This is a genomic window from uncultured Salinisphaera sp., from assembly GCF_964012375.1.
GTDB lineage: Bacteria > Pseudomonadota > Gammaproteobacteria > Nevskiales > Salinisphaeraceae > Salinisphaera.
In genome coordinates, this window is sequence record NZ_CAXGSH010000034.1 from 1 (window position 1) to 19,288 (window position 19,288).

A 19,288-nucleotide genomic window follows, 5' to 3' on the forward strand; every position below is an offset into this window, starting at 1 on the left:
GAGGCCGCCAAGGCCAATCCGTTCTTCGACGGGCGCGTGGCCCACGGCTACTACATCGTGTCGCTGGCAGCCGGCCTGTTCGTCGAGCCCAACCCGGGCCCGGTGCTGGCCAACTACGGCGTCGACAACCTGCGTTTCATGACCCCGGCCTATCCGGGCGACGCGCTCAAGGTCGCGCTCACCTGCAAGCACAAGACCAAGCGCGAGAACACCGAATACGGCGAAGTGCGCTGGGACGCCACCGTGACAAACCAGAACGACGAGGTCGTGGCCCAGTACGACGTGCTGACCATGGTCGCCACCACCGACTGGACGCCCGAGGCCGAAGAAACGGCCGCCGCTTGAGAGGATGTTTACAAATCTACTGCGCTTGCCATTTCGGTCCCGTCCCGTGCTCGAAATGCTCACGTATTGCTCATACGCTGCGCTTTCTGCGCTCCCGTCGTGACCGAACTGGCTGCGCTCGCTACGTTTTGTAAACACCCTCTAAAGAGAGAGGAAATTTCGAATGGCAGACGATTCCATCATCCTGAGCATCGATTCCGGTATCGCCCGGATTACGCTCAACCGTCCGAACAAGCTCAACAGCTTCAACGTGGCCATGCACGAAGCCCTGGCCGAAGCGCTCGACACGGTCGAAGCCGATGATTCGGTGCGCGTGCTGTTGCTCACCGGCGCCGGCAAGGGCTTCTGTGCCGGCCAGGATCTGGGCGATCGCGCAGTATCGACCTCCGGCGAAGCGCCCGATCTGGCCTATTCGGTCGAAACCTATTACGCACCGCTGGTACGCCGCCTGCGCGCACTGCCGATGCCTGTGGTCTGCGGCGTCAACGGCGTGGCCGCGGGTGCGGGTGCGAATCTTGCGCTGGCCTGCGATCTGGTCATCGCCCGCCGCTCGGCCAAGTTCATCGAGAGCTTCTGCAAGCTCGGCCTGATTCCGGATACCGGCGGCACCTATTTTCTGGCGCGACGCATCGGTATGGCCCGGGCCATGGGCCTGGCCATGCTCGGCGAACCCATCGATGCGCCGACCGCGGCGGACTGGGGCCTGATCTGGCGCTGCGTGGACGACGACGCCTTCGAGGCTGAAATCGACCAGCTCGTCGAGCACCTGTCGAAAGCCCCGACCCGCGGCCTGGCCCGTACCAAGGAGCTGATGTACGCCGGCGCGAACAACAATCTCGATGCGCAGCTGGATGCCGAACGCGATGCCATGGGCGAGCTCGGCCGCAGTGCCGACTATGCCGAAGGCGTAGCCGCGTTCAGCGAAAAACGCACGCCCGAATTCAAAGGTCGCTGAATAACGAACACGCCGGCGACGCTGCAACGAATACAAAAAAGCAGCGCGCCGGCCCGAACAGGCTCTTTCGGAAAGGAGACAACCCATGCAATCCAGCCAGAACGGCGCGGCTGCCGCGCCCGAGGATACGGATGCCCAGGCGCTGGCCGAGCGCGTCGGCGAGGCAATGTTCGCCCGCGACGAGGCCTCGCGCATGCTCGGCATGCATATCGATGCCATGGCGCCCGGCTATGCCCGCGTATCCATGCCGGTACGCGACGACATGGTCAACGGCCACAAGACCTGCCACGGCGGGCTGATCTTTTCGCTGGCTGACAGCGCGTTCGCCTTTGCCTGCAACAGCGGCAACCAGAACACCGTGGGCGCGGCCTGCAACGTGGATTATCTGCGTCCGGCGTTCGCAGGCGACGTGCTGGTGGCCGAAGCCGAGCAACGCTCGCGCTCGGGGCGAACCGGCGTCTACGACGTCACCGTGCGCAATCAGAACGACGAAACCGTGGTGCTGTTTCGCGGGCGTGCGCACCAGGTGCGAGGCGACGTGCTGGACGTGATGGCGTCGTGAACATCAAGTGGGGCGTGCCTGCGTTGTCTGGCACGGACCCGAAAACATGAAAAAGCGCTCGGGGGCCCATACCGCAGACGCTTTCATACACAAACGAGACGGAGGAGACGAACATGGCCGCACTGATGGAACCCGCATCGCTGCTCGAACCGATCGAGACCGCGAGCCGCAACGAACTGCAGGCGCTACAGCTGGAACGGCTGAAATGGTCCCTGCAGCACGCCTACGACAACGTGCCGCGTTACAAGGCCAAGTTTGACGAGGCCGGTGTGCACCCGAGCGATCTGGAAACGCTGGCCGATCTGGCGAAGTTTCCGTTCACCACCAAGCAGGATCTGCGCGACGCCTATCCGTTCGATATGTTTGCCGTGCCGCGCGAGCAGGTGTCGCGTATCCATGCCTCCAGCGGCACGACCGGCAAACCGACAGTGGTGGGCTATACCGCCAACGATATCGAGACCTGGGCCAATCTGGTTGCCCGCTCTATCCGTGCCGCCGGCGGCAAGCCGGGCGATATCGTGCATGTGGCCTACGGCTACGGCCTGTTTACCGGCGGTCTCGGTGCGCACTACGGCGCCGAAAAGCTCGGCTGTACGGTCGTACCCATGTCGGGTGGCCAGACGGAAAAACAGGTGCAGCTGATCCAGGACTTCAAGCCGCGCATTATCATGGTCACGCCCTCGTACATGCTCAACATCATCGAGGAGTTCGAGCGCCAGGGGCTGGACCCGCGCGAGTCCTCGCTGGAAATCGGGATCTTCGGCGCCGAGCCCTGGACCAACGCCATGCGCGAAGAGATCGAACGCCGCGCCGGTATCGATGCGGTGGATATCTACGGCCTGTCGGAAGTCATGGGCCCGGGCGTGGCCAACGAATGCGTCGAAACCAAGGATGGTCCGGTGATCTGGGAGGATCATTTCTATCCCGAGATCATCGACCCGGAAACCGGCGAAGTCATGCCGGACGGCGAGCCCGGGGAGCTGGTGTTCACCTCGCTGACCAAGGAAGCGCTGCCGATCGTGCGTTATCGCACCCGCGATCTCACTCGCCTGCTGGCACCGACCGCGCGTTCCATGCGCCGTATCGACAAGATCACCGGTCGCTCGGATGACATGCTCATCATTCGCGGCGTGAACGTCTTCCCGACCCAGATCGAGGAGATCATCTGCAAGCAGAAAGGCCTGGCACCGCACTATCTGATCGAGCTGACCCGCGAGGGCAATCTCGATCACGTGGCGTTAACGGTCGAGCGCGGTCATGATTTCGACGACCACAGCACCGAGGACGAAACGCTGAGCAATCTGCAGCAGCACATCAAGTCCTATATCGGTATCAGCACCAAGATCACGCTGTCGGCCGTGGGTACGCTGGAGCGCTCTCTGGGCAAGGCCAAGCATGTCATCGACCGCCGGCTGAGCCATCGCGGCTAGGGCCTGTTAACGCGAATGAAATCGTCGCGCTTGGCCCTGGACTAACCAGGGCCGGCGCCACGCGCCTTGTCTGGCGCGATTTGCGCAGCAACGCGGCGAGGCCCCAAGGCGCTTTCCAAGCCCTGGGCGGGCGCCCGCGGGCACGCCGACGCCCGGTCTCAGTTCCGGGCGTAGCGGGTCCGCCACAGGCTGGGCGCTTCGCCGAAGCGATCCTTGAATGCGTGGCTGAAGCGCGCGCTGTCGCCAAAGCCGTGGGCGAGGGCGATATCGGTGATCGAATGCTGGCCCGCCGAATCCCGGGCCAGCGCATCGCGAGCACACTGCAGCCGGGTTTCGCTGATCAAACGGGCCGGCGTGGTGTTGTGGCGTGCCAGCAAACCGTAGAGCGTGCGTCGTGAAACGCACAGCACGCTGGCCAGGCGCTCCGGCGTGAGATCGCTGCTGGCGAGATGGGTGGCGATATAATGGCGCGCGCGCTGCATGCGTTGTGCATCCACATCGGCCTCCTCCGGCTCGGCCGCCCGTGCGAAGGTCGCAGCCAGCATTGCGCCCACACCCTGCATCACGTCGCTCACGCCCGGGTCGTCAAAGCGCGGCTGCGCGCGTGCCAGACCGGTGATTGCACCGAGTGCAGCCTGCATGGTCGGCATATCCGTAAGCTCGGTCGCGCTCACGCGTTCGGCATAGCGCGGCAGCCGGCTGTCGACGTCATAGGGAATCAGCAGTACGGCCAGGCGTGCACCGTCGCTTACGCGAATTCGGTAGGGCCGGGTGGTATCGCAAAGACTGGCGCGGCCGGCCTGCAGGCGCACCGAGCGGCGATCCTGGGTGAGTTCGAGAGTGCCCGCGAGCTGCCACAGCACTTTCAGATACCCGGCATTGGCACGCCGTGCCAGATAGGCGGTTCGCGCAACATCCGAGGCCGCGCTGCTGATATGCGTGAGCGTGCATTCGCCAAGCCGGCAGCTGTTGGCCTGTGCATGAAACGGCTCGGCGCCGGGGCGGCTCATCTCCAGCGGTGGGAAATGCGCGTTGACGTAATCCTGCCAGCCGCCGAGATTGGAAAAGCGGCCCGCTTCCGGGGCCTGCGATCGATGTTGCAAATACGGCATGTGATTCGACGGTCTCCAGCCCGTGGCGCCCGATTGTTTCGGGTCGAATTAGGTTGCAATGCGCATGCCAGGTTCGCTCGTGGCGCTGCAACGCTTTTATTTGTGTTTACGCCGTTGTCCGCGCGCTGTCAAAGACCGCCCGGCAAGCGCCGCCAAGCTGCACACAGCGACAAATCGATATGCACGTAACAGCATGCGTGGCGTGGTCAGCCGGCGCAGGCTCGGGACGAGATAAAACCGACCACTGCGGTCGTGCAGCACGTTTGTCGCGAGCGTGCGAGACGGCCGCCGTTTACTGTTCGAGGAGCACGCGTGAATCAAGCATATCAACACTTCATAGCCGGCCAGGCGGTCGACGCCTCCGACGGTGCGACGATGACGTTGCCCGACCCGGCCACTGGCCAAACGCTGGCCACATCGGCTGCCGGCACGGCGGACGACGCCACGCGGGCCATCGAGGCCGCCCACGCCCAGCTCAAGGGCGGCGAATGGTCGAAGATGAGCGGCGCGGCGCGTGGGCTGTGCATCCATCGTCTCGCCGATCTGGTCGAGCGCGATGCCGAACAGCTGGCCGACATGGACGCGAACGCCATCGGCCGCCCGCCCGCAGAACCGCGCATGCTCGACCTGCCCAACGCCATCGCCACGCTGCGCCATGCCGCCGGCTGGGCCGACAAGCTCGAAGGTCGCACCATTCCCACGGCCGGCTACATGGGCCAGCCCACGCTGTCGTATACCGAACGCCTGCCGGTCGGCGTGGTGGCTGCGATTGTGCCCTGGAATACGCCGTTGATGATCACCTGCTGGAAGCTCGGCGCGCTGCTCGCGGCCGGCTGCACGACCGTGATCAAGCCAGCCGAACAGACGCCGATGTCGGCCCTGCACCTGGCAAAGCTGTGTCAGGAGGCAGGTATTCCCGATGGCGTGGTCAACGTGGTGACCGGTTACGGTGCAACGCTGGGGCCGGTGCTGTGCGAGCACCCGAAGGTAGCCAAGATCACGTTCACCGGCAGTCCGGAAACCGGGGCGGCCATTCAGCGTCTGGCTGCGCCGCTGTTCAAGCATGTGGCGCTCGAGCTGGGCGGCAAGAGCCCGCAGATCGTGTTCGACGATGCCGACCTCGAAGCGGCCGTGGGCGGTTGCGCCATGGGGCTGTTCTTCAATCAGGGCCAGGTCTGTGCCGCAGGCACGCGCATCCTGGTCCACGAAGACGTGGCCGATGTGTTCAGCCAGAAACTGGCCGAGGTCGCACGCAGCATTCAGGTGGGCGATCCCGATCAGGAAGGCACGCAGATGGGTGCCGTCGCCAGCCAGGGCCAGTACGACAAGATCAACGACTATATCCGTCGCGGTAGCGAGGAGGGCGCGAAGCTGCTCGCCGGCGGTCCGTCCGATGCGGCCAACGCCGGCTGGTATGTCCGCCCGACCGTATTCGTCGAGGCCAACAACGACATGAGCATCGCACGCGATGAAATCTTCGGCCCGGTCGGCACGGTGATGACGTTCCGTGACGAGGCCGAGGCCATCGCCATCGCCAACGACACCCGCTATGGCCTTGCCGCGACGGTATGGACGGCCGACGTGGCCCGTGCCCATCGCGTTGCCCGCCAGGTGGAAGCCGGCGCGATCGGCATCAATGCCTGGGCGCCGATCGACCCGCAGCTGCCCTGGGGCGGCTTCAAGGAAAGCGGGCTGGGGCGTGAATGCGGCCTGGCCGGAGTGCTGGCCTATACCGAAGAAAAGGTCACCACCGTCATGCTTGGCTGATCGACGCCGGATCAAGGCGCGATAAGCGCCTGCATTAGCCAATACAAAAAAACGAGGAGAGGCTATGCATACAGTCCTACGCGCGACGAGCGCGGTGCTCGCGCTGGCGGGCCTATGCCTGGGCGGCGTCGCGACGGCGGCGCCCGGCGCCGACACGATCTATCTGAACGCACGCATCCATACACAGGACGACGATCGTTCCATCGCACAGGCGGTGGCGATCGCCAACGGCCGCTTCATTGCGGTGGGCGATAGCGAAGCCGTTCGCAAGCACGCCGACGACGACACCCGTATCGTGGATCTGGGTGGCAGCACGGTCGTGCCCGGCATCATCGACGGGCACGGCCACTACGTGCGCGGTTTCAAGCGCCAGCTTTTCAGCTGTGATTTCTCCAGTAGCGCCACGCCGGATGAAATAAGCGAGCGGGTCGCAGGGTGCGTCGCCGACGCCAAACCGGGCGAATGGGTGGTGGGCGGCGCCTGGGCTTCGGCCTATGCCGACTCCGGCAAGATCGACAAGAAGAGGCTCGATGCCGTGTCGCCCGACAATCCCGTATATCTGCTCGATGACACCGGCCATAACGGCTACGTGAACTCGAAGGCGCTGCAGGCGGCCGGCTTCGACAAGGAACGTGCGGCCGGGATGGCGGCCATTCAGACCGATGCGCACGGCGAGCCCAACGGCATTCTGTTCGAGCAGGCCGCCGGTGAGCTGACGCGCACGATTCCGCCGATGAGCGACGCGAAGTATCAGCAAACGGTTCGACACGCGGTGGACGAGGCCAACCGGTTCGGTATCACTACGTTTGTCGAAGCACGTACCGACCGGCCGACGGTGCGTGCCTATCATGACGTCGATCGCAACGACGGGCTGCACGCTCGGGTGGCGACCTTCCTGCAGTACGACACCGACTTCAACGAAACCGCAGCCGAACAGCGCAAGACGCTGGCCGACCGGGCGCGCTACCGCTCGGACAACGTCCATACCGATTTCGCCAAGCTCTATCTCGACGGCGTGCCGCCTGCGTTGACCGCCTCGCTGCTGGAACCGTACGAGGCCGGCGCACTGGAAGCAAAAGGGCTGCCGGCCGACTATGAAGGCGAATTACGCATGACAGCGGATGCCATCACGCAGGATGCGATCGAACTGGCCCGCCAGGGCGTGACGGTGAAGATGCATGCCACCGGCGATGGCTCCGTGCGGGCCGCGCTCGACGCGTTCGAGGCAGCGCGCGAGGCCATCGGAGCGCGCGAGCTGCATCATTCGATTGCCCATGCCAGCGTGGTCGACGAAGCCGATCTGACACGGTTTGCCGAGCTCGATGTGGCAGCCGACGTTGCGCCGCCGCTGTGGATTCGCGGGCCGTACAGTTCGGCCATGCGCAACGCGATCGGCCATCGCTACGACAAGACGCCGCCGACGAAAGAGTTGCTCGATGCGGGCGCCGTGATCGCCTACGGCTCCGACTGGCCCTCGATATCGAGTTCGATCAACCCCTGGCCGCATCTGGCCTCGATGGTCGAGCGCGAGATCGGCCCCGAGGAGAGTATTTCGCTGCAGGCGGCCATGGACACCATGACTCGGGGCGCAGCGTACACGCTCAACCTGTCCGATCAGATCGGGTCGATTGAAGTGGGCAAGTCTGCCGACCTCGTGGTGCTCGACCGCAATATTTTCGATGTTCCGAACGCCGAAATCGCGCAGACAAAAGCCCTCAGAACGGTATTTCGGGGTAAGACGGTATACGAAGCCGAGCCGCGTTGATCAGTCGCTATAGGCCGCGGTGCCGGGTGCCGTGGCTGGCGTCATGCCGCGGCGAAGGGATGGCTTGGCAGTGGGCCACGAGCCGTGGCTCAGCAGCTCGGCCGCGATAAAAGAAAAAGCTTGGCGCGATCGGTCGTCGCGCGAGCGCACACAGCAATAAAAATAAAACTCGAGGAGAAAGCCATGTCGAGATTATTGGCAGCCGCGACGCTGGGTCTGGCGTCGTCGCTCGTATGGGCCGTCGGCGCCCAGGCGGCGTCCACGCCGGCGTCGGTCGATGCTAAGCGTTTGCGATCCGCGGCGCAGGAGCCGGCGAACTGGATGACCCACGGCGGTACCTATCAGGAACAGCGCTTCAGTCGTCTCGACCAGATCGATCAGGACAACGTCGATGAACTGGGGCTGGCCTGGTCGTACCGGCTCGATATCGATCGCGGGGTGGAAGCCACGCCGATCGTTGTTGATGGCGTGATGTACACCACCAGCGCCTTCAGCATCGTCTATGCCTTCGATGCCGCCAGCGGCAAGCTGCTCTGGAAGTACGACCCGAAAGTCGCCAAAACGGCGGCACGCGACGGTTGTTGCGGGCCGGTCAACCGCGGTGTGGCGGTCTGGAACGGCAAGGTCTTCGTCGGTGCGTTCGATGGCCGACTGATCGCCCTCGACGCCGAAACCGGCGACGAGGTGTGGCGCGTGAATACGCTCATCGACGACGAGCGCAGCCAGACGATCACGGGTGCGCCGCGCGTGGTCAAAGGCCGCGTGATCATCGGCAACGGCGGCGCCGAAATGGGCGTGCGCGGTTATATCACGGCCTATGATGCCGACACGGGCGAACAGGCCTGGCGCTTTTTCACCGTGCCCGGCGATCCGTCCAAACCGGCAGAAAGCAAGGCCATGGAAATGGCTCGCAAGACCTGGTTCGGGGACCAGTACTGGAAGCAGGGCGGCGGCGGCACGGTCTGGGATTCTATGGCCTATGACCCCGAACTGGATCTGCTCTATATCGGGGTGGGAAATGCCAGTCTCTGGAATCACCAGGCGCGCAGCCAGGGCAAGGGCGACAACCTTTTCGTGGCTTCCATCGTGGCTATTCGCCCGGACACCGGCGACTACGTCTGGCACTACCAGCAGACGCCCGGCGACCAATGGGACTTTACTGCCACCCAGACAATCACGCTGGCCGATCTCGAAATCGACGGCAAGACACGCCAGGTGCTCATGCAGGCGCCGAAGAACGGCTTCTACTATGTGATCGACCGGACCAACGGCGAACTGATCTCGGCCGAGAAGTACGTGCCGGTGAACTGGGCCAAACGTATCGACATGAAGACCGGTCGGCCGGTCGTCGACATGGAAAAGGCCGACTGGACGAAGGGCCCGCGGCTATTGATGCCGGGACCGCTGGGCGGGCACAACTGGATGCCTATGTCGTTCAGCCCGGATACGGGGCTGGTCTATATCCCGGCCCAGGTGGCGCCGGCCCTGCTCGAACCCGACAATGAAGCGACCTGGCAGGGGCGCGGTACGTTGCAGCTGGGTACGCAGCCGGTGGCGCTGCCCGAAGACCCCAAGGCGCGCGCCGAAGTCGTGGATATGTATCGCGGCAAGCTGCTGGCCTGGGATCCGATCGCCCAGAGCGAGGTCTGGAGCCAGGATTACCCGACGATCTGGAACGGCGGCACCCTGGCGACCGCCGGTGGGCTGGTATTTCAGGGCACCGCCAACGGCGAAGTACGGGCGTATGCGGCCGACGACGGCGAACTGCTCTGGCGCGCGCCGGCGAATACCGGCGTGATGGCCGGCCCGGTAACCTATGCCGTGGACGGCGAACAGTACGTGACCTTCATGGTCGGCTGGGGCGGTATCTTCCCCACCGGCTTCGGCGGCCTGGCGAAGAATACGCAGGTCGAGCCGCGCGCGCGGGTGCTCACTTACAAGCTGGGCGGCCAGGCCACGCTGCCGGATGAGCCCAAGCGCAAGCTTGAAATCGCCGATGATATTCCGCCGCTCAAAGCCGATCCCGAGACCGTCGCCCAGGGACGCGATCTGTTCAATACGCACTGCGGCGCCTGCCACGGTTTCAGCGCCTACAGCGGCGGCGTGGTGCCGAACCTGCGCAATATGGACGCGCAAACACACGACGACTTTTTGCGTATCGTCGCCGGCGGCACGTTGATCGGCCAGGGCATGCCGTCGTTTGCCGACCGGCTGTCGCAGTCGCAGATCCGTGCCATCCATCAATACCTCATCAAGCGTCAGCACGATCTGGCCAAAGAGATGGGCGCAGGCGGCTCCTAGGCGGTGCATCTGGCCGGGTTCCGGCGATCTTCATACGCCAAGGCCATCCGAGCCGGTCGGGTTCTACCCGCCGGCTCTTTTTCTGTGATCGATTCGCGCGGCCTTGCGAGGTTGTCCGCTGGGGGCGGCCTGCCACGACCCGTATGGAATTCGCCTTGATGCACGTCACGACAAACGAAATTGCACCGGCAGACATGCAGGCCCGGCCCGTCGCGGCGCAGTCTTGAGTTATCGCTGAAACAGGCGACACGACATATCGGGGGCGCAGCTCGGCGTGGCGCGCCGGCGCAGGCGATCGGCGTGGCGTGCAACGCCGCCACCGTTCGCATCGAACCGCTCAAGCGAGGGACGACTATGAATAAAAGACTGTTTCGTGCCGGTGGCATTGCCGCGATGGCTGTATTGGCATGGAGTGCCAGCGCCTGGTCGCAGCTGCCGCCCGACGAAATCGGCCAGATCACGCTCGACAAGCCGGGCCCGCATCGCGCCTACATCATCGATACCCAGTTCGATAACGCCACCACGGGCAAGGTAGTCGTGGTGGATCCGGAACAAAAGAAGATGCTGGGCATGATTCCGACCGGCTATCTGGCGCCGTCAGTACTCTCACACGACGATACCCGGCTGTATTCGGCCGATACGTTCTGGTCGCGCGGCGTGCGTGGCGAGCGTACCGACGTGCTTACGGCCTGGGATACGCGCACGCTGTCCCCGGCCTGGGAAGTCGAGATTCCCAAGAAGCGCGCCAACATCCTCATGGAACGCAATATGCTGACCATGAGCGGCGACGATCGCTTCGTGTATATCTACAACTTCACGCCGTCCACTTCGGTGACGGTGGTGGATACGAAGAACCAGAGCGTGGCCAGCGAGATCGATATTGCCGGCTGCGTGCTCAACTACCCGATCGGCAAGCGCGCCTTCGGCTCGGTATGCGGCGACGGCACGTTCCAGCGCGTCAAGCTCGACGACAGCGGCAACGAGGTTTCGCGCTCGCGCACGCAGTTCTTCGACCCGAACGAAACCGCCATGAACGAACGCGCCGCGCGCAACGGCGACATGTACTACTTCACCACTCTCGACGGCGTGATCCAGCCGATCGACGTCTCCGGTGGAAAGACCCGGGTCGGCAAGCGCTGGTCGCTGTTTACCGATGCCCAGCGCGAAGCCGGCTGGGGCGTGGGCGGCTGGCAGCTGATGACCATTTCGCCGGCACTCAACCAGATGTACGTGCTCGTCCACCAGGACCACAGCGATCGCAACTGGGAAGACCCCAGCGACACCATTTGGGTGTTCGATCTCGACACCCACGAGAAAGTCGGTGAGCTCAAGACAGAGAACTACGTCTGGAGCCTGAACGCCACCTCTGACGACGAACCGTTGCTGCTGGGCGTGAACATCGAAGGCGGGCTGGATGTGTTCGATCTTACCGAGATGGAATACATGCATACCGTCGACGGCATCAGTGCGATCCCCGCGCTGGTGCTCAGCAGCCACTAGGAGGCGACGATGATTCATCCGATCGTGGCCGTGTCCTGCGCGCTGGTGCTGGCGGTCATTCTGTTAACCGGCGCCAGCCACAAGCTGCGCGCGCCGCATCGCTTTGCACGCCAGATCGAGGACTATGCGCTGCTTTCCGGTGCCGCGATCTCCTGGGTGGCCCGTGCGCTGCCCTTCGTCGAAGGGCTCGTTGCGATCTTGCTGCTGGTGCCGGGCCTGCGGGTTTGGGGCGCGGCGGGCGCCGGTGCGCTACTGGCCCTGTATACCGCTGCGATCGCCATCAATCTCTGGCGCGGACGCCGCGATATCGACTGCGGCTGTAGCGGGCCGGGCCTGGAGCGTCCTCTCTCGTCGGCGCTGCTGGCGCGCAACGGCGTGCTGATGATGATGGCCGTGTTTGCCGGCCTGCCCACCGGCACCGTGGCCCTGACCGGATTCGGCCTGTTTCTGATCGGCGCCAGCGTGGCGGCGGTCCTCATCCTTTACACCGCGACCGAGGGGCTGCTCACCAATCAGCCGCGCTTGAAGTCGCTTTCCGGGAGATAGTCATGGAAGTTGCTGTGTTATCCCAGATCCTGCTCTGGATCGTGGTCGTGGCCCTGGCCTTCGTGGTCATGGCGCTGGTTCGACAGGTGGGTGTGCTGCATTCGCGTATTGCGCCGGCCGGAGCGCTCATGCTCGACAAGGGCGTGGCCGTGAACAGCCCGGCGCCCCAGGTTACGGCCACCGACCGCAACGAGCGCCCGGTGAATGTCGGCTACAAAAGCGACAAGGGACAGCTGCTGTTCTTCATGTCGCCCACCTGCCCGATCTGCAAGTCGTTGCTGCCCAGCCTGCGCTCGCTGGCGCGCAGCTATCGGCGCGATCTGGACGTGGTGTATGTCAGCGACGGCGACGCAGCCTCGCAGCAGGCGCTGGTGCGTGAGCACGGTCTCGAGGAGGCCACCTACGTGGTCGGCCCCGAAATCGGCATGACCTATCAGATCGGCAAATTGCCCTATGCCGTGCTCATCGATGCCGACGGCGTGCTGCGGGCCAAGGGTCTGGTCAACAACCGCGAACATCTGGAAAGCCTGTTCGAAGCCCAGTCCATGGGCGTGGGCTCGCTCCAGGAATATATGCACGGCCAGAAGCGTGCAGCGCAATAACCACCGGGGGACCCCATGAAATTTCTAGATCGTTTCTTCGAACGCTCGGCTCGTCATGTCGCCTATTCGACGTCGCGCCGCAACGCCCTGGTGCGCTTTGGTTCCTGGGTGGTGGTCGGCAGCGCGCTGCCGTTGATCCTGCCGGTGGATCGCAGCAGCGGCAACGCGCATGCAGCAGAGCCCGGCACGCCGGGCGACCCGGGCGATCCGCAAAGCTGTGATTACTGGCGCTACTGCTCGGTCGACGGCTTTCTGTGTACCTGCTGCGGGGGCACCATCAACGCCTGCCCGCCGGGCACCGATGTATCGGAAGTCACCTGGGTGGGCACCTGTCATAACCCGGCCGACGGGCGCGACTATGTGATCGCTTACAACGACTGCTGCGGCAAGCAGGCCTGCGGCCAGTGTGCCTGCAACCGCAACGACAGCGAACAGCCGCTGTATCGGCCGTTCAACAATAACGACATCAACTGGTGCCTGGGTGCTGAGCATCTCACCTACAACTGCACCATTGCCACGATTCGGGATGTGGCCAGCTAGCGCCATGCGTCGGTCGGCATGCATCGCCGCACGGCTGGTGCTGGTGGCGGGCCTCGTGCTGCCGTTTGGTGTGGGGCAGGCCCAGAGCCTGCCGGGCCCGGACAACAGGCCGGCGCCCGGCAACGAGGTGCCGGCGGTCACGCCGCGCGAAGCCGGCTACCGGCCGCGGGTGAATTACCAGCTGCAATGCTCCGGCTGTCATCACGTGGACGGCGAGGGCTCGCGCAAGAACGACGTGCCACGGATGAAGGACTTCGTAGGCCATTTTCTGGAAGTCGAGGGGGGCCGCGAGTTTCTGGTGCGCGTGCCGGGGGTATCGCTATCCAGTTTCACCGATGCACAGCTGGCCGATCTGATGAACTGGATGCTGACCAGCGATATTGCCGGCGACAGCACCCCCGCCCACTTCAAGCCGTACAGCGCGCAAGAGGTGGCGGGCCTGCGCGCCGAGCCGCTGGACCAGATCGACACCACGCGCGATGTGCTGCTGCAGCGCATGCGCGATCGCCAGATTGCCATTCGTGACGGTCTTGAGGACCGGCCATAGGCCGCTGGCTCGACGCGTTCGAGTCTGCAATCAAACCGGGCGCACTGTGCCCATCATCCAAGGGGGACTCATGAAGACATCGAACAGCCGGCGCGCGGTGCCAACGGTTCTGGCGGTAGCGGCCTTGCTGGGCTCGGCCCAGGCTGGCGCTCATATTCTGTACGAAAGCGACGAGACGCTGCTCAATTTCGATATCGAAGCGGCACTGGGCGTGTTCAACAGTCAGAAGGCCTATAACCAGGTCCTGATCGCGGAAGACGCCAGCCCGACCTGGCAAGAAGGCTATGCCAAATACGGGCTGAGTGCGGCCCACGCTCTCGATGGGGCGGGCAGCGTGTACGGTGCGTTCAACCTGCTGAGTTCGGCCACCCGGGGTGACGGCGATGCCGGTGGTTTCAGTACCGGCAAGGAGGAGGACACCCAGGTCGAGGATGCCTATATCGGCTGGACCTCGGGCGATCTCGTGCCGTGGCTCGGCGAAGACGGTATCGACCTGTCCGTTGGCAGCCAGAGCTTTACCATCGGCGACGGTTTCCTCATCAACGGCGACTCGCTGAACTTTGGCGAAGGCTTCCAGCCGTTGGCCGATGCCGGCATTGCGCCGAGCGGCCTCAGCCGAGGCGGCGCCTACTGGTTGGCGGCGCGCAAGGCGTTCGACAAGACCGCCATCCTGCGCCTGGGCGGCGAGAACGGCTTTCATCTCGATGGTTTCTGGCTCGACTCCGACAACAAGGCACAGGCCGAAATGGAGCTCGCCGGGGCCAACCTGGAATACCGCAGCGAAACCTACGGCACGCTGGGCGTGACCTATCTCAAGGGCCTGGACGTCGACGACGAATCGGCTGAATTTCTTGGCTACCAGCATCGCGACGGCCAGGAAACGCTGGCCTTCCGGGCCAACGGCAGCCTCGGCGTGGAAAATCTGTTTCTGTCCGCGGAATATGTCGATCAGGACAACGGAGAGGACTATCTGGGCGGCGGCGACGATCATGCCTGGTATGGCGAAGCGGGCTGGACCTTTGCCGACGTGCCGTGGTCGCCGAAGCTCAGCTATCGTTTCTCGAGCTTTTCGGGCGGTTTCGATCCGCTGTTCTTCGGCTTCAACCGCGGCTACGGCACCTGGTTCCAGGGGGAAGTGGCCGCCAACTATGCCGGGCCGTTCAACAGCGATACCGATGTACACCACGTCGGCGTTTCACTCGCGCCTTCGGATACCGTCGAGCTGGGCGCACTGTTCTTTGAATTCGACAACGCAGGGCGCGGTTTCCTGGACGGCAACGAGTTCGATCTCTATGCCCAGTGGGTCGTCAACGACCATCTCGTGATCAGCCCGTTGGTCGGCTTCTACACCCCGGACAACTCGGCGGCGGAAGGCGGCACGCAGCTCGGCGACGACGATACCAATATCTATTCGCAGGTCATCGCGATCGTGAGCTTCTGAGGCAATTCGCGCCGGCAGACGAACCCGTCTGCCGGCCCGGATCGGTTGCCTGTCAGTCGGTGCGATTGCCCATGGAGCCGGGCGGCGGCGGCACGTCGTCCGGCACGAAGAAGTCGGGCCAGAGTTCCTTGCTCGGGTCCACCGCGTACTGATCGAAATCGTTGACGCCGTGTTCGTGCAGCAGCACGTCGTCCATACAGAACCGGCCGGTGAAGTCGCGGCTGTTCTGGGTCAGGATGATGTGGGCCGCGTCGGCCATGATTTCGGGCTTGCGGCAATGCGCCATCATCTCTTCGCCGCCGATGAGGCTGATCGCGGCGGTGGCGATGCCGGTGCGCGGCCACAGCGCGTTGAAGGCGATGCCGTCTTCGGCGAATTCCTCCGCCATGCCGAGCACGCACAGGCTCATGCCGTACTTGGCGATCGAGTAGGCCACATGCGGGCCGAACCACTTGGGCTTCATGTCCAGCGGCGGCGACAGCATCAGCACATGCGGATTATTGCCCTTTTTCTGCGATTCCTTGAGATAGGGAATGCATTTCTGGCTCACCAGATAGGTGCCGCGGGCGTTGATCTGGTTCATCAGATCGTAGCGCTTCATCGGCGTCTCTTCGGTGCCGGTCAGCGAGATCGCGCTGGCGTTGTTCACGCAGATATCGATGCCGCCGAACTCATCGGCGGTCTTTTTCACCGCGGCTTCGACCTGCGCCTCTTCACGAATATCGCAGACGATCGGTAGCGCCTTGCCGCCGGCCGCCTCGATTTGCTCGGCCGCGGTATGGATCGTACCCGGCAGCTTCGGGTGCGGGGTATCGGTCTTGGCTGCAATGGCGACGTTGGCCCCGTCGGCGGCCGCGCGCAGCGCGATCGCCAGACCGATGCCCCGCGAGGCGCCGGAAATGAACAGGGTCTTGTCCTTCAGATCGGCCATCGTATGGCTCCTTTAGACGGCTTTAGCGTGAGTTGTCGCTCTTGGGCAGGGCCAGGCGCATGACGCGGTCGATCATCCACGGCGTGAGTGAGCCGGGCGACAGACGCGACAGGCGCATGAGCATGCGATAAGACAGGCCGGGCACCACCTGCGAATGCCGGCCCAGACCTTTCAGCGCGGCTTTGACCACGTCTTCGGCGCTCATGATCGTGGCCCGCATGGGCGCGGGCCAGTTGCTGGGGTCGACGTTGGCGTGGTCGAAGAACTCGCTCTGGGTCAGGCCCGGGCACAGCGATACGACATCGACGCCGTCGCGCGCCAGTTCCTCGTGCAGCCCTTCGCCCAGAAAACGGTTCCATGCCTTGGTGGCGCTGTAGTTGGCGAACATTGGCGTGGGCACGATGCCGGCCACCGAGGCCAGCATGATGATGCCGCCACGACGATCGTCGCGCATGCGCCGGCCGAAATGGTGCGCCAGCACCAGCGGCGCGCGGCAGTTCAGCGCCAGCATCTGCAGCTCGGCGTCGAGGTCGTGATCCAGGAATTCGCCGGTCATCCCCGAGCCGGCGTTGTTGACCAGCAGGCCGACGTGGCGGGTGCCGAGTGCTTCGGTGATCGTGGTCAGAAAATCGTCGGCGCACAGGTCGGCCGCGATGGCGAGCGTGCGCACGCCGTATTCGGACTCCAGTTCTGCGCCCAGTGCTTCCAGGCGCTCGCGGCGGCGTGCGACCAGGGCCACGTTGACGCCCTTGGCGGCGATCTGGCGGGCGAATTCCGCGCCGATGCCGGCCGATGCGCCGGTAATCAGAGCCCAAGGGCCGTATTTGTCGACAAAGGCCATGAACAACTCCTAGGTGAATAGAGCGACGCGATCAGGAATTACAGGCTGCCCCAGTTGAGCACCAACAGGCCGGCATTGAGATAGACCGCATAGCTCACCCAGGCCAGATAGGGTACGAGCAGCGCGCCGGCCAGCCGGTCGATCCGCCAGAATGCAGCCAGCGTCGCTGCAAGCACGAGCCAGAGCGCGACGATCACGATCAAGGCCCAGCCGAGGGCATGGGCGCCGAACGCCACCGGCATCCACAGGGCGTTGAGCAGCAGTTGGGCCGCGAACAACGCCAGCGCACGACCGATGCCGGCAGCACGCCAGACGCGCCATGCCGCGACCGCCATGCCGATATAAAGCAGCGTCCAGGCGATGGGGAAGGCGATATCGGGCGGCGTGCCGGCGGGCTGGTTGAGCTGTTCGTACCACGCCCCGGGCGGAAACACGGCGCCGGTCAGCGACACGAGCGCTACGGCAATGCCGCATACCAGCGCGGCGCGCGTGGCATTGAACGACTCACGCATGAAACACGCCGCGGCGGGCCGGCACCCACCAGGTGAAGCCGAAGATAAGGGTGGCCATGATGGTTGTGCCCCAGCCAACTCCACGACCCTGCACCGCGATGAATGCCAGCGGGAATTCCAGGATATGAATCAGCAGCACGATCGCCCAGAGCTGGGTGACCGGATGGGCGAAGCCGCCGATCACGTAGCAGTACACGCCAAAGCCGTGCAGTACCAGCAGCAACAGGTTGAGGCCGAGCCAGAAACGGCGGTTATCCGCGATCCGGTCCATCATTCAGGCGCTCGCGGCCGCGCTGTCGCCCAGCATGGTCAGCAGCAGCCGTGGCATGACGTCCGAGGTGCCCAGATAAGGGGCAATCTCGATATGCACGTCCGGGTGCGCGGCCTGTACGGCCTCGACCTCTTCAGGAATATCTTCGGCCACATGACGGCCGGCCGACAGAAAATAAGGCAAAACCGTGACATGCGCGGCGCCATCGGCGATCAGGCGGGCGAGCCCATCGGGGATGGACGGCTCCGCGAGTTCGAGGAAAGCGCATTCGATGGCCGCGAAGCGTTCGTTGGACTCCGCGCGCACGCGTTCGGTGAGCGCGCGCACTTCATCATTGGAGGCCTGACGGCGGCTGCCGTGGGCGACGACAAGCAGTGATTTCTTCATAGGGGTAATCGTATCAGAGCGTGGCGGCCAAAGGCTTTCGGACAGCTAACAGCGCGGTTGGTAGACTATGTTGATATACATCAACGCAGGTATCGCGCCATGCAGATGCCCTCCAATGAACCCGTAACCTTCCAGCGCGACTGTGAGGCGGTGCTGATCCCGGCCGGCGACACGGTCGAAATTCCGGTGGGTACCCACGGCAATATCACCCAGGCGCTGGGTGGCTCGTTCACCGTCTATATCGCCGGCAACCTGATTCGTATTGCCGGCGAGAACGCCGATGCCATCGGCCAGGAGCCGCCCGAGCCGTTGCGCCTGCCCGAAGGCGCGGGCAACGACGATGTCGAAGCCATGGTCTGGGAGCAGATGCGCACCGTCTTCGACCCCGAAATACCCATCAACCTGGTCGATCTCGGCCTGGTCTATCAATGCGATTTCGATCACAGCGACCCGCAGGCGCGCATTGTCGATATCGACATGACCCTGACCGCCCCCGGCTGTGGCATGGGCGATATTCTCGTCGACGATGTGCGCAACAAGGTGAAGATGGTGCCAACCATCGCCCAGGTGCGCGTGGAACTGGTGTTCGACCCGCCCTGGACGATGGAAATGATGAGCGATGCCGCCAAGCTTCAGGTGGGCATGCTCTAAAGCCGCCCGGCACAGCGCTCGGGCCGGTGGGCCGTGGCGTCTGATGCGGGCGCTGCGGCTCTAAGCCAGGCCGCGCGTAGGCGGGCCAACGCCTGCGTTAGAAGTTCACGATCCCCAGCACGCCGATCAGGATCAGATAGCCGGCGACGATGTAATTGAGCAGGCGCGGCACGACAAGAATGGCGATGCCTGCGGCCAGCGAAACGATCGGCACAAGGCTGGCGTCGGAAATGGTGATGGTCATCGGATAGTTGCGGTGATGAGTTTGTGCTGAGAATGCGT

At 64.1% G+C, this 19,288-nt stretch carries 21 protein-coding genes; 14 read left to right on the forward strand and 7 right to left on the reverse strand.

Going from position 1 to position 19,288, the window contains the following annotated elements; all coding sequences use genetic code 11:
* From ABNU97_RS07785 to paaK, 4 genes are all read left to right on the forward strand, one after another.
* Positions 1 to 345, forward strand: a 345-nt coding sequence (locus ABNU97_RS07785; protein WP_348766174.1) for a MaoC/PaaZ C-terminal domain-containing protein, incomplete at its 5' end; no start/stop codon positions are given.
* Between the two features lie 163 nt (positions 346 to 508).
* Entirely contained in the window at positions 509 to 1,300 is a 792-nt protein-coding gene (gene paaG, locus ABNU97_RS07790) for a 2-(1,2-epoxy-1,2-dihydrophenyl)acetyl-CoA isomerase PaaG (RefSeq protein WP_348766175.1), read from the forward strand.
* Positions 1,301 to 1,385: 85 nt separating this feature from the next.
* Positions 1,386 to 1,862: a hydroxyphenylacetyl-CoA thioesterase PaaI gene (gene paaI, locus ABNU97_RS07795; protein ID WP_348766176.1), complete on the forward strand. Its 477-nt coding sequence runs from the start codon at positions 1,386 to 1,388 to the stop codon at positions 1,860 to 1,862.
* A 113-nt stretch (positions 1,863 to 1,975) separates the two neighbouring features.
* A complete protein-coding gene (paaK, locus tag ABNU97_RS07800) occupies positions 1,976 to 3,292 on the forward strand; it encodes a phenylacetate--CoA ligase PaaK (protein WP_348766177.1) in 1,317 nt (438 codons plus the stop codon).
* A 158-nt stretch (positions 3,293 to 3,450) separates the two neighbouring features.
* Here the strand turns inward: paaK and ABNU97_RS07805 are convergent, their stop codons facing one another.
* Positions 3,451 to 4,404, reverse strand: a complete 954-nt coding sequence (locus ABNU97_RS07805; RefSeq protein WP_348766178.1) for a helix-turn-helix domain-containing protein — start codon at positions 4,402 to 4,404, stop codon at positions 3,451 to 3,453.
* A 312-nt stretch (positions 4,405 to 4,716) separates the two neighbouring features.
* Here ABNU97_RS07805 and ABNU97_RS07810 point away from each other — a divergent pair, with 312 nt between their 5' ends.
* The 9 genes from ABNU97_RS07810 (at position 4,717) to ABNU97_RS07850 (ending at position 15,413) form a co-directional block, all read left to right on the forward strand.
* On the forward strand, positions 4,717 to 6,171 hold the full coding sequence (locus ABNU97_RS07810; protein ID WP_348766179.1) for an aldehyde dehydrogenase family protein: 1,455 nt from the start codon (positions 4,717 to 4,719) through the stop codon (positions 6,169 to 6,171).
* Positions 6,172 to 6,235: 64 nt separating this feature from the next.
* Positions 6,236 to 7,936 (forward strand): amidohydrolase, encoded by a 1,701-nt coding sequence (locus ABNU97_RS07815; protein ID WP_348766180.1) that lies wholly within the window; start codon positions 6,236 to 6,238, stop codon positions 7,934 to 7,936.
* 183 nt (positions 7,937 to 8,119) lie between these two features.
* Positions 8,120 to 10,237 (forward strand): PQQ-dependent dehydrogenase, methanol/ethanol family, encoded by a 2,118-nt coding sequence (locus ABNU97_RS07820; RefSeq protein WP_348766181.1) that lies wholly within the window; start codon positions 8,120 to 8,122, stop codon positions 10,235 to 10,237.
* 354 nt (positions 10,238 to 10,591) lie between these two features.
* Positions 10,592 to 11,737 carry an amine dehydrogenase large subunit gene (locus tag ABNU97_RS07825; RefSeq protein ID WP_348766182.1) on the forward strand — a complete coding sequence of 382 codons (1,146 nt, stop codon included), beginning with the start codon at positions 10,592 to 10,594 and terminating at the stop codon, positions 11,735 to 11,737.
* 9 nt (positions 11,738 to 11,746) lie between these two features.
* Positions 11,747 to 12,283 (forward strand): MauE/DoxX family redox-associated membrane protein, encoded by a 537-nt coding sequence (locus ABNU97_RS07830; protein ID WP_348766183.1) that lies wholly within the window; start codon positions 11,747 to 11,749, stop codon positions 12,281 to 12,283.
* 2 nt (positions 12,284 to 12,285) lie between these two features.
* A complete protein-coding gene (gene mauD, locus ABNU97_RS07835) occupies positions 12,286 to 12,885 on the forward strand; it encodes a methylamine dehydrogenase accessory protein MauD (protein WP_348766184.1) in 600 nt (199 codons plus the stop codon).
* 15 nt (positions 12,886 to 12,900) lie between these two features.
* Complete coding sequence (locus ABNU97_RS07840) at positions 12,901 to 13,425, forward strand: methylamine dehydrogenase light chain (protein ID WP_348766185.1); 525 nt, start codon at positions 12,901 to 12,903, stop codon at positions 13,423 to 13,425.
* Positions 13,426 to 13,429: 4 nt separating this feature from the next.
* Complete coding sequence (locus ABNU97_RS07845) at positions 13,430 to 13,972, forward strand: cytochrome C (protein WP_348766186.1); 543 nt, start codon at positions 13,430 to 13,432, stop codon at positions 13,970 to 13,972.
* A 70-nt stretch (positions 13,973 to 14,042) separates the two neighbouring features.
* A complete protein-coding gene (locus ABNU97_RS07850) occupies positions 14,043 to 15,413 on the forward strand; it encodes a hypothetical protein (RefSeq protein ID WP_348766187.1) in 1,371 nt (456 codons plus the stop codon).
* A 52-nt stretch (positions 15,414 to 15,465) separates the two neighbouring features.
* On the opposite strand, the gene ABNU97_RS07855 is transcribed toward ABNU97_RS07850, so the two are convergent.
* From ABNU97_RS07855 to ABNU97_RS07875, 5 genes are read right to left on the reverse strand one after another with little or no spacing between them, the layout of a single operon-like run.
* On the reverse strand, positions 15,466 to 16,344 hold the full coding sequence (locus ABNU97_RS07855; RefSeq protein ID WP_348766188.1) for an NAD(P)-dependent oxidoreductase: 879 nt from the start codon (positions 16,342 to 16,344) through the stop codon (positions 15,466 to 15,468).
* Positions 16,345 to 16,366: 22 nt separating this feature from the next.
* Positions 16,367 to 17,185: an SDR family NAD(P)-dependent oxidoreductase gene (locus tag ABNU97_RS07860; protein ID WP_348766189.1), complete on the reverse strand. Its 819-nt coding sequence runs from the start codon at positions 17,183 to 17,185 to the stop codon at positions 16,367 to 16,369.
* A 38-nt stretch (positions 17,186 to 17,223) separates the two neighbouring features.
* The gene (locus ABNU97_RS07865; RefSeq protein WP_348766190.1) at positions 17,224 to 17,697 is read right to left on the reverse strand and encodes a TspO/MBR family protein; all 474 of its coding nucleotides are present in this window, start codon (positions 17,695 to 17,697) and stop codon (positions 17,224 to 17,226) included.
* Entirely contained in the window at positions 17,690 to 17,971 is a 282-nt protein-coding gene (locus tag ABNU97_RS07870) for a hypothetical protein (RefSeq protein WP_348766191.1), read from the reverse strand. The genes ABNU97_RS07865 and ABNU97_RS07870 overlap by 8 nt, the downstream gene beginning before the upstream one ends.
* Positions 17,972 to 18,355, reverse strand: coding sequence for a CbiX/SirB N-terminal domain-containing protein (locus tag ABNU97_RS07875; RefSeq protein WP_348766192.1), 384 nt, complete (start codon positions 18,353 to 18,355; stop codon positions 17,972 to 17,974).
* Between the two features lie 99 nt (positions 18,356 to 18,454).
* On the opposite strand from ABNU97_RS07875, the gene sufT reads away from it, so the two are divergent.
* On the forward strand, positions 18,455 to 19,006 hold the full coding sequence (gene sufT / locus ABNU97_RS07880) for a putative Fe-S cluster assembly protein SufT (RefSeq protein WP_006912817.1): 552 nt from the start codon (positions 18,455 to 18,457) through the stop codon (positions 19,004 to 19,006).
* 97 nt (positions 19,007 to 19,103) lie between these two features.
* Here sufT and ABNU97_RS07885 read toward each other — a convergent pair whose 3' ends face one another.
* Positions 19,104 to 19,250 carry a DUF3096 domain-containing protein gene (locus ABNU97_RS07885; RefSeq protein WP_293623448.1) on the reverse strand — a complete coding sequence of 49 codons (147 nt, stop codon included), beginning with the start codon at positions 19,248 to 19,250 and terminating at the stop codon, positions 19,104 to 19,106.
* Positions 19,251 to 19,288: the final 38 nt, after the last annotated feature.

What these genes read in the sequence shown, in the direction of transcription:
- paaG (WP_348766175.1), top strand. Translation starts at nt 509, where the DNA reads ATGGCAGACGATTCCATCATCCTGAGCATCGATTCCGGTATCGCCCGG.
- paaI (WP_348766176.1), top strand. Translation starts at nt 1,386, where the DNA reads ATGCAATCCAGCCAGAACGGCGCGGCTGCCGCGCCCGAGGATACGGAT.
- paaK (WP_348766177.1), top strand. Translation starts at nt 1,976, where the DNA reads ATGGCCGCACTGATGGAACCCGCATCGCTGCTCGAACCGATCGAGACC.
- ABNU97_RS07805 (WP_348766178.1), bottom strand. Translation starts at nt 4,404, where the DNA reads ATGCCGTATTTGCAACATCGATCGCAGGCCCCGGAAGCGGGCCGCTTT.
- ABNU97_RS07815 (WP_348766180.1), top strand. Translation starts at nt 6,236, where the DNA reads ATGCATACAGTCCTACGCGCGACGAGCGCGGTGCTCGCGCTGGCGGGC.
- ABNU97_RS07820 (WP_348766181.1), top strand. Translation starts at nt 8,120, where the DNA reads ATGTCGAGATTATTGGCAGCCGCGACGCTGGGTCTGGCGTCGTCGCTC.
- ABNU97_RS07825 (WP_348766182.1), top strand. Translation starts at nt 10,592, where the DNA reads ATGAATAAAAGACTGTTTCGTGCCGGTGGCATTGCCGCGATGGCTGTA.
- ABNU97_RS07830 (WP_348766183.1), top strand. Translation starts at nt 11,747, where the DNA reads ATGATTCATCCGATCGTGGCCGTGTCCTGCGCGCTGGTGCTGGCGGTC.
- mauD (WP_348766184.1), top strand. Translation starts at nt 12,286, where the DNA reads ATGGAAGTTGCTGTGTTATCCCAGATCCTGCTCTGGATCGTGGTCGTG.
- ABNU97_RS07840 (WP_348766185.1), top strand. Translation starts at nt 12,901, where the DNA reads ATGAAATTTCTAGATCGTTTCTTCGAACGCTCGGCTCGTCATGTCGCC.
- ABNU97_RS07845 (WP_348766186.1), top strand. Translation starts at nt 13,430, where the DNA reads ATGCGTCGGTCGGCATGCATCGCCGCACGGCTGGTGCTGGTGGCGGGC.
- ABNU97_RS07850 (WP_348766187.1), top strand. Translation starts at nt 14,043, where the DNA reads ATGAAGACATCGAACAGCCGGCGCGCGGTGCCAACGGTTCTGGCGGTA.
- ABNU97_RS07855 (WP_348766188.1), bottom strand. Translation starts at nt 16,344, where the DNA reads ATGGCCGATCTGAAGGACAAGACCCTGTTCATTTCCGGCGCCTCGCGG.
- ABNU97_RS07860 (WP_348766189.1), bottom strand. Translation starts at nt 17,185, where the DNA reads ATGGCCTTTGTCGACAAATACGGCCCTTGGGCTCTGATTACCGGCGCA.
- ABNU97_RS07865 (WP_348766190.1), bottom strand. Translation starts at nt 17,697, where the DNA reads ATGCGTGAGTCGTTCAATGCCACGCGCGCCGCGCTGGTATGCGGCATT.
- ABNU97_RS07870 (WP_348766191.1), bottom strand. Translation starts at nt 17,971, where the DNA reads ATGATGGACCGGATCGCGGATAACCGCCGTTTCTGGCTCGGCCTCAAC.
- ABNU97_RS07875 (WP_348766192.1), bottom strand. Translation starts at nt 18,355, where the DNA reads ATGAAGAAATCACTGCTTGTCGTCGCCCACGGCAGCCGCCGTCAGGCC.
- sufT (WP_006912817.1), top strand. Translation starts at nt 18,455, where the DNA reads ATGCAGATGCCCTCCAATGAACCCGTAACCTTCCAGCGCGACTGTGAG.
- ABNU97_RS07885 (WP_293623448.1), bottom strand. Translation starts at nt 19,250, where the DNA reads ATGACCATCACCATTTCCGACGCCAGCCTTGTGCCGATCGTTTCGCTG.